Here is a 2,139-nt window from a genome sequence, read left to right as displayed (position 1 = left end):
TCGACGCGTCAGCTTGAGCAGGCCATCAAGCAGTACATGGACATCAACAACGCCGATCCTCACCCTTTCAACTGGATCAAGTCTGCCGACGATATCCTTGCAGGTGTTGAGCGATTTTGTCTGCGAACTTCTAACTCAGGACACTAGGTGACGGTGGAAAGGTCATGGCCGCGATTGTGACAAAGCCTTTTGAACCAGGGGACGGCCTGTTTCTTGAGCAGCGAAATGGCTCAGGTGCCTGAACGCCACCAGGCCTTCGATCTGGATTGGGGTTTGAGCCTGGCTTCACTTCTATCGAGACTGCGGCGTGTGCGCTCGTAGCGTGCGGGCATGTCGAGCTCGGCCTGTTCGACCACGCGTATGCAGTCCTGGATATGGCGTTCGCCCAGATAGCGCAGCGTGGCATAGCCTAAGGCCGCAGCAGCGGCCTGGCCTGCGATGGGCACATATTTCGCAGCCTGGCTGGCTGTCATGCGCATACCAGCCGCACGTCCCAGACGCACCACCATATCGCGCGTGATGAGCTTGCCTATCAGTACGGAGCCGACCAAGGCAATGGCTTTTTGTACCTGCTCACGTTTACTGGGAGAGAGCTCATCAAGCTGCTCCGGAGTGAGGCCGAACTCCTTGTTAATGCGTGGCAGCAGCCTAGCCAACAAAGCAGCATCCACTGCCCAGTCCAATCCCGGAATAGGCAGGCTTCCAGCTGCAGCACCGATCAAGGCTCTACGGTGAAGAATGCGGCGTGCATTGGTGGCTGCAGCGACGACATCGCTGCGCTGCATGGCGGCAGCCGAAGTGCTGGAGGGTCGTTTGCTGAAAATCATGGGCTTTGAAGGCATGGCCTATGTGTTCTCAAATACTCCCACGTGTTTTTAACCTGTTTCGCAAGCAGGCCGCCAAAGTTTCTGGGTAAAACCATGGGAAGGGTTTGCGCAGCTTCAATCCTTGCCTTTACCTCGGAGCATCGAATAGGCAAACAAGATGACCACGGCGCCAATGACCGAGGCAATCCAACCTGCTGGCTGGCCGGCTTCGTACAAACCCATGGCGATGCCAACATAGCTGGCCAAGAATGAGCCTGCAACACCAAGCAGGGCGGTCATGATCCAGCCCATGCTGTCATTACCGGGCTTCAGTGCTCTGGCGATGAAGCCAACGATAAGGCCTACGATTAAGGTGCCGATCAGCTGCATCGTGTATTCCTCCAAGACCTCAGACTCTAAAAGCGATGTAGTCTAGCTATTGTCAGATGTTGCCAATAGTTAAAGAAAGTCTTTGTCTTGTTTGAAAACAACAACACCTGCATTGAGCAGGTGTTCGGGGAGGTGACCGGATTAGACCGGATCTCAATCAGGTAATTGCAATTGAGCTGCCAGCGCTGAAGTGTCTACATCTTCGTCTGCAACACGGCGAGCTCCGTCAAACCGCTTCACCCAGTAGGATGCCTGCATGTTCTCTACGCGCACATGGGCGCCAGTGCGTGGTGCATGGATGAACTTGCCGTCACCAACATAGATCCCCACATGGCTGAAGGCGCGGCGCATGGTGTTGAAGAACACCAGATCTCCAGGGCGCAACTCGGACTTGTCTATGGTTTCCGTGGCATAGGCTTGCTCTGCGGCGCGGCGTGGAAGCACTTTGCCCAGAGTCTCGGAGTAGATGGCTCGTACGAAACCGCTGCAGTCGAAGCCCGTTTCCGCACTGTTGCCGCCACGGCGGTAAGGAACACCTAGAAAGCCCATGGCCGTGACCACAAGATCCGAAGTCTTTTCCGCGACGTTGTGGCGTGCTTCCTTGAGGAAGTCGTTCGTGCGTTCAGCAGCGTTGTGGCGAGCTTCGCGCAACTGGGATATCAGGCCGCGACTGACCAAAAGCTGGTTCATTTCATCGCTGCGCGGCTCATTGGGCGCAGCCTGGGCAGTGACGCTAACAAAGAGAAGTGCGGCAAACCATCTGGACATGGGGCTCAAGAGTAGCATGCAAATGACGCATCGCCGTGCTTTGTATGTTCTATTTGTTTGGTTTTCTTGCTCAGACGCAAACAGAAGTGGCCCCGGTTTTTTGAACAGTTGGCTAAGCGAGATTTCTTCCCGTAAAAATGGCCTGACAGCAGGCCGAATCTGGAGAAATCTATGA

3 protein-coding genes are annotated in these 2,139 nt (G+C 55.1%); all 3 read right to left on the bottom strand.

Annotated features, from left to right (window positions below):
- Positions 1-230: 230 nt before the first annotated feature.
- Positions 231-827 carry a hypothetical protein gene (locus G486_RS0116955; RefSeq protein ID WP_407059806.1) on the bottom strand — a complete coding sequence of 199 codons (597 nt, stop codon included), beginning with the start codon at positions 825-827 and terminating at the stop codon, positions 231-233.
- Positions 828-941: 114 nt separating this feature from the next.
- Entirely contained in the window at positions 942-1,196 is a 255-nt protein-coding gene (locus G486_RS0116950) for a GlsB/YeaQ/YmgE family stress response membrane protein (protein WP_027016591.1), read from the bottom strand.
- A gap of 153 nt (positions 1,197-1,349) precedes the next feature.
- Complete coding sequence (locus G486_RS0116945; RefSeq protein ID WP_027016590.1) at positions 1,350-1,964, bottom strand: C40 family peptidase; 615 nt, start codon at positions 1,962-1,964, stop codon at positions 1,350-1,352.
- Between the last annotated feature and the right edge of the window lie 175 nt (positions 1,965-2,139).

It is taken from the genome of Comamonas composti DSM 21721 (assembly GCF_000429845.1).
GTDB lineage: Bacteria > Pseudomonadota > Gammaproteobacteria > Burkholderiales > Burkholderiaceae_C > Comamonas > Comamonas composti.
Note: the sequence above shows the minus strand (reverse complement) of the source record. Positions and strands in the feature narration are given on the sequence as shown.